Origin of the sequence: Trichococcus sp. K1Tr (genome assembly GCF_028309625.1) — a bacterium.
GTDB lineage: Bacteria > Bacillota > Bacilli > Lactobacillales > Aerococcaceae > Trichococcus.
On the sequence record NZ_JAQMHR010000002.1, the window covers coordinates 632271 to 638682 of the forward strand.

General features: G+C 45.7%; 6 protein-coding genes and 1 tRNA gene. 6 read left to right on the plus strand and 1 reads right to left on the minus strand.

Annotated features, from left to right (window positions below):
- Positions 1–108 precede the first annotated feature (108 nt).
- From PH235_RS06380 to PH235_RS06395, 4 genes are all read left to right on the plus strand, one after another.
- Positions 109–585: a CopY/TcrY family copper transport repressor gene (locus PH235_RS06380; RefSeq protein ID WP_272161534.1), complete on the plus strand. Its 477-nt coding sequence runs from the start codon at positions 109–111 to the stop codon at positions 583–585.
- Positions 575–3040, plus strand: a complete 2466-nt coding sequence (locus tag PH235_RS06385) for a heavy metal translocating P-type ATPase (RefSeq protein ID WP_272161535.1) — start codon at positions 575–577, stop codon at positions 3038–3040. Before PH235_RS06380 ends, PH235_RS06385 begins: the two co-directional genes overlap by 11 nt.
- Before the next feature lie 31 nt (positions 3041–3071).
- Positions 3072–3281, plus strand: a complete 210-nt coding sequence (locus PH235_RS06390) for a heavy-metal-associated domain-containing protein (RefSeq protein ID WP_272161536.1) — start codon at positions 3072–3074, stop codon at positions 3279–3281.
- A gap of 145 nt (positions 3282–3426) precedes the next feature.
- Positions 3427–3497 (plus strand) — tRNA-Gly (locus tag PH235_RS06395).
- A gap of 187 nt (positions 3498–3684) precedes the next feature.
- Here the strand turns inward: PH235_RS06395 and PH235_RS06400 are convergent.
- Positions 3685–4185: a DUF305 domain-containing protein gene (locus PH235_RS06400; RefSeq protein ID WP_272161557.1), complete on the minus strand. Its 501-nt coding sequence runs from the start codon at positions 4183–4185 to the stop codon at positions 3685–3687.
- Between the two features lie 618 nt (positions 4186–4803).
- Here PH235_RS06400 and PH235_RS06405 point away from each other — a divergent pair.
- Positions 4804–5610 carry a cell wall hydrolase gene (locus PH235_RS06405; RefSeq protein WP_272161537.1) on the plus strand — a complete coding sequence of 269 codons (807 nt, stop codon included), beginning with the start codon at positions 4804–4806 and terminating at the stop codon, positions 5608–5610.
- A gap of 163 nt (positions 5611–5773) precedes the next feature.
- The coding region (locus PH235_RS06410; protein ID WP_272161538.1) for an IS91 family transposase at positions 5774–6412 on the plus strand (639 nt) is incomplete at its 3' end.

A 6412-nucleotide genomic window follows, 5' to 3' on the forward strand; every position in this document is an offset into this window, starting at 1 on the left:
GGCGGTAACTTGCTGTTTTTTATTTTTGGTTAAAATCATTTGACATAAAACGTCTACAGATGTAAACTTACTTCAGAAGCAAGAAACAACAACGAAAGGATGAAAAGAATGACCGATTCGACACAGAAAAATATAACCGACGCTGAATGGGAAGTGATGCGTGTTGTCTGGGCAAACGGGAAAGCGACCAGCCGGGAAATCATTTCGGTTTTGCAGGAAAAAATGGATTGGAAACAAGCCACCGTCAAAACGTTGATCGGAAGACTCGTCGACAAAGGTTTGTTGGCTACGGAACCGATCGGAAATAAATTCATCTACAGCGCAAACGTATCCGAACAGGAAAGCGTCGGCGGCGCTACCGAAGACCTTTTGGCGCACGTCTGCACGAAAAAAGTCGGCAGCACGATAGCAGAACTGATTGAAAGAGCGACGCTTAGCCACGCTGATGTTGCATTGTTGGAAAAGGTGATCGCCGCAAAAAAACGCACGGCAGTCGATGAAGTGAAGTGCATGTGCACGCCAGGACAATGCAACTGTAAACAAACCGGTTGCATACACAAGGAGGAATCGCCCGATGGAAAATAAAAGTTATGAAATAGAAGGCATGAGTTGTGCATCGTGCTCACAAGCCGTGGAAAAAGCGGCAGCTAAAGTCGCAGGCGTCAAGGAAGCCACAGTCAATTTGGCGACCGAGAAATTGACGGTTGCCGTCGATGAAAGCCATTTTTCCGAAGAAATTCTGAAGAATGCAGTCGATGCAGCTGGCTACGTTTTGGTGGCAAACAAGAAAGAAAAGACATTTCTGATCGAAGGCATGAGTTGCGCCTCGTGTTCCCAAACCGTGGAAAAAGTGACCCGGGCAGTTGCCGGCGTATCTGATGCGTCAGTGAACTTGGCTACCGAAAAAATGGTTATCTCCTACGATCCGACCGTGCTTCATCCAGGGGATATCGAAAAAATTGTGGCCGAAGCGGGCTACAAGGCGATCGAAGAGAACGCTACTATAGAAGAAAGCGACCAAAACCAAGCGAAGAAAGAACAGCATATCAAAAATATGTGGAGACGCTTTTGGCTCTCGGCGGTATTCACGCTTCCTCTTCTGTATCTCGCGATGGGCCACATGTTGGGCTTGCCCTTGCCGATGAGCCTCCATCCGAATATGTACCCGGTCACGTTCGCGCTCACGCAGCTAGTGCTGACGATTCCGGTGATGGTGCTCGGGACGAAGTTTTTTACGGTAGGATTCAAGTCCTTGTTCAAAGGCCACCCGAATATGGACTCGCTGGTGGCTTTGGGGACCAGTACCGCCTTTCTGTATAGCCTATATGGCACCTTTGCAGCAATCGGAGGGAACAACGAACTTGTCATGAACTTGTATTACGAATCGGCGGCCGTCATCTTGACGCTGATCACGCTCGGGAAGTACTTCGAGGCCGTATCAAAAGGCAAGACGTCGGAGGCCATCAAAAAACTGATGGGCTTAGCGCCTAAGACTGCCCGCGTCATCCGTGACGGCAATGAGCAGGAAATCAAACTGGATGCCGTCATGGTAGGGGACATTTTGGTTGTCCGTCCCGGCGAAAAGATGGCTGTCGATGGAAAAGTGACGGAAGGCCTGACATCCGTTGATGAATCGATGTTGACAGGCGAGAGCATGCCCGTGGAGAAAAAAGCGGGCGATGCCATCATCGGCGGCAGCATCAACAAAAATGGTTCCATCCAGTACCGGGCAGAAAAAGTCGGAAAAGATACGGCCCTTGCACAGATCATCAAGTTGGTGGAAGATGCCCAAGGTTCAAAAGCACCGATCGCAAAACTGGCTGATACGATTTCGGGCTACTTCGTTCCGATCGTCATCGTGCTCGCTGTTCTGGCCGGGCTGGCATGGTACTTCTGGGGACAAGAATCCTGGATTTTCGCACTGACCATCACGATTTCGGTCTTGGTCATCGCCTGTCCTTGCGCTTTGGGTTTGGCGACACCTACCGCCATCATGGTGGGTACCGGCAAGGGCGCCGAGAACGGTGTGCTGATCAAAAGCGGGACGGCTCTGGAAGTGACGCATAAAATTCAGACAATCGTTTTCGACAAGACGGGAACAATCACGGAAGGCAAGCCGAAAGTTACGGATGTTCTGGTCCGTGAAGGGCTTGATCCGGATGAACTGTTGCTGTTGGCGGCATCGGCCGAAAAAGGGTCGGAGCATCCGCTTGGAGAAGCCATCGTTCGCGATGCTGAAGAGAAAGAGCTGTCTTTGTTGAAACCATCCGCCTTCAATGCGCTGCCTGGTTTCGGTATTGCCGTCACAATCGATGGGAAAGAGCTTCTGTTGGGAAATGAAAAGTTGATGCTGAATCATGCAATAGGACTCGGTTCATTTGCCGAAACCTCCCACATGTTGGCTGAACAAGGCAAAACACCGATGTACATCGCAATGGATGGAGAATTGGCCGGCATCATCGCCGTTGCCGATACAGTGAAAGCAAGCAGTGCGGCCGCTATCAAAAAACTCCGTGGTATGGGCATCGAAATCGCGATGATCACCGGCGACAATAAACGTACGGCGCAAGCCATTGCCAACCAAGTGGGGATCGACCGGGTCTTGAGTGAAGTATTGCCTGAAGACAAAGCGGAAGAAGTCAAGAAGTTGCAACAGGGCGGCCGCAAAGTCGCCATGGTCGGAGACGGCGTCAATGACGCACCGGCATTGGCCCAAGCCGACATCGGCATCGCCATCGGATCAGGGACGGACGTCGCCATCGAGTCAGCGGATATCGTGCTGATGAAGAGCGATTTGATGGCAGTAGCCACAGCCGTCGAACTCAGCAAAGCCACCATCAAAAACATCAAGGAGAATCTGTTCTGGGCATTCGCCTATAATGTCCTGGGCATTCCTGTCGCAATGGGAATACTGCACGTCTTCGGGGGACCCTTGTTGAATCCGATGATCGCCGGAGCAGCGATGAGTTTCAGCTCGGTATCGGTTGTGTTGAATGCATTACGTCTGAAAGGGTTCAAACCTTCCGTCTCAAAACGGTAAAGGATTAATAAATAGAAAAGAGGAAACGATTATGGAAAAAGAATTGATGCTAGAAGGAATGAAGTGCGATGGTTGCGTAGCGACAGTCAAAGAGAAGTTCTCTGCGATTGCAGGTGTGGAAGAAGTAACGGTTGATCTGGAAGGAAAGAAAGCAACGGTCAAAATGACCCAAGACATTTCCGAAACGACTTTCAATGAAGCGTTGTCCAGCACGAAGTTCAAAGTAACCGGCAGCAAATAAGCAAAAAATAATGGCACAGGCTCCCTCAGCAATCGCTGAGGGGGCTTTTTTCGCACAAATTTGCACATTTTTTCTGTTTGGCTATTGTAGTGAGCACAATTTAGGAGTAGAATGGAACATGCAGTCCGGTCGAACAGGCCAGCATGCGGGCGTAGTTTAGTGGTAAAATGCGACCTTCCCAAGGTCATGTCGCGGGTCCGATTCCCGTCGCCCGCTTACTTATAATCAATATATCTTGAGGCTGGGACATAACTAGCTGAAATGAATGAAAAAAGGTTCCAATCACCAGATTATGGTGGTTGGAACCTTTTTTTGAGGATTTTGGTGCAGTTTGCCTTCCAATGAGGGCTTCATGGGCAGTGTATTTCCTCATGTTCACTGTCCATTCATCTCTATCAAAATATTACTTTTCTTGCTGAATCTCCTCAATCAAGCTTCTCATCTCCGCAATCTCCCGCTCCTGCGCATCTATGATTTCATCTGCCAATTTTCGGACACGCTCGTCTTCTAACTTTGCACGCTCACTCGCCAAGATGGCAATGGAATGGTGTGGAATCATCGCTTGCATGTAATCCACATCATCTATTGTCGCCTGACTGCGCACCAACCATAACGAAACACCGAAGATTAGGAAACTCACTCCCAGTATGATAATGTTCCACTTCTTATTATCATACATCTTCCACATAAACGACAGCATCACAACCGCCATCACAGATCCCATGATCAACGTCATTAAGAGCCGCATCTCACTGAAGTAAATATGATTTAGCTGAAATACATTCAAGAACATCAAGAAATACATAATTACCGTAGAGACCAGAATCATAATTCCAAAACGTACATACTTTTTCATAACAATCTCCTCCTGACTGTAATGACTCCTTACACATCTTACCCCCATTATAGCCACACGCGGCTGACGGGTCAAAAAATCCCATTTCTATAGGTATCCTTTTTGTTTACCAGCAACCTCCCTAGGTGGTTAAAAAACAGGCGCGGGCTCACCTAATTTGGGTAAGCTCACGCCTGTTTTTATTATTCAGTTGGGTTTTGTCCCAACCGCTTTTTATTTATGTTTACAATAAGCAAATGTTTTGTAATAATTTTTAGTCACTAAAAGCGGAATGGGTCGGATCCGCTTGGGAAATGAAATAAAATGATGAAAATATTACAGCTGGAATAGCTGTTAGATCAATGGTTTATCTATTTTATGACATGGAGTTTGTGAAAAAGAACAGCTATTGTGCCAATTGTTACAAATTGATTTTCTATATTACGACAGCGTAATATTTGACTTATGTTTGTAAGATAAACAGTTATTTGAGACAGTCACGTTAAGATGGAATAACAAAGAATGTATTTTTAACTTTGGCGGTTTATTTCATGATAGGATTGTCTCTGTTGAAAGAACTCCGATCGAGACCTGGATAAATACTTCATTTATCAAATAAAAAAGGTCATGAAGAGTATAAATTGCAATACGAAAACATTGCGAAGAGAAGAAAGGGACAAAACACACATGAAAAACTTCAAATCTAGATTATTCGTAACGAGCGCAACTTTAGCAGCCATCGGTTTTATGGCAACAGCGAATCCTACACAAGCAAACGCAACAGAATATAATTCATCCACTTGGACAGCACGTACAGCAGATCAAATCAAAGCAGATATCCAAAACTTGGAGAGCGGCAGCAAATACACTTTCCAATGGGGCGACACTTTATCAGCAATCGCATTGGCGACTGACGTATCAGTGAATGCTTTAGTCGATGTCAACAGCATCGGAAATGCAGATATGATCATTGCCGGCAACTCAATCGTATTGTCAGCAGATCACAACATCGTGACTGTTGAACAAGACTCAGAAGTGAAGAGCTACGATGTCAGCTCCGAAGAAGCAGTTGAAGTCGAAACACCAGTTGAAGCAGTTGAAGAAGTTCAAGCAGCTGCACCAGTAGCAGCACCAGCAGTAGAAACATATGTTGAGCCAGTTGCAGTAGCACAAACAGCAGCAACGACCTACCAAGCTAGCAACTTCTTGTATCAAGTAGTCCAAGCTGAAGCAGGCCCAAGCTACCAAGAAAAATTGAACGTTGCTTCCGTTATCATGAACCGCGTTGAATCAGGAATCTGGGGCGGAACGACTATTGACGCTGTATTGTATGCATCAGGTCAATTCTCAGTAGTTTCCAACGGAGCAGCGTCAGCGGAAGTACCTACTGCTGACACAATCCAAGCAGTTAATGAAGTATTGAACGGTTACCGTTCAACATCAGCTGAAAGCTTCCGTGCTTCAGGCGATGGCGTAACAAACGTATTCTTCTAAAAAATACAAACAGCACCGATAGTACGAACCAAAAAGCTGGACCCATTGCGGGTTCAGCTTTTTTTGATATTATAGGAAAGTATAAAATTTTTCAGCTGTGGAATGTGATGATAGCACATGTTCCACAGTTTTTGTTTTGGTTTCACAGTGGTAAAATAGAAGTATGAATCAGAATATTCTCCATACCATTTTCTTTGACAAGAATAATCATTGGGACCAGTTTTCTAAAAGATTCAAGCTGAAGATAAGACCTGTGGTCTTTAAAGAGGTTGAAAAATTTAGATACTGTGGGGATATTTCGAAAGGATTTCGGTTATATGTTTGTGAAGGTTGCCATGCGGTAAAAAAAGTTCCGATTCGGTGTAAAGGCAAATTTTGCCCGACGTGTTCTGTCGGTGAAAGTGAGCGTTGGAGCGAGGTTGTATCTCAAGATATGTTCCACACCAATCACAGACATATTGTTTTTACCATCGATGAAGGTCTGAGGACCATCTTTTTAAAGTATCATCGGGAAATACTTTTGAAAGGATTAATGGATGACGCTGCGCAAGTGATTTTGGATTATTTCAAGAAACATAAAATTCGGCCTGGTATCATTTTGACTCTTCACACTTTTGGCTCGAAACTCGAGTTTAACCCCCATGTGCATATGATTGTAACGATGGGTGGATTGACCGAAGGTGGTGAGTGGAAAGATTACGATTATATCCCATACAAAATGTTGCGGGTAAACTGGCAGAATGCAGTGTTAAAGTTGATACGACGCGTGCTTTCTCCGGAGGAGAAAAAGGAAGTACAGCCA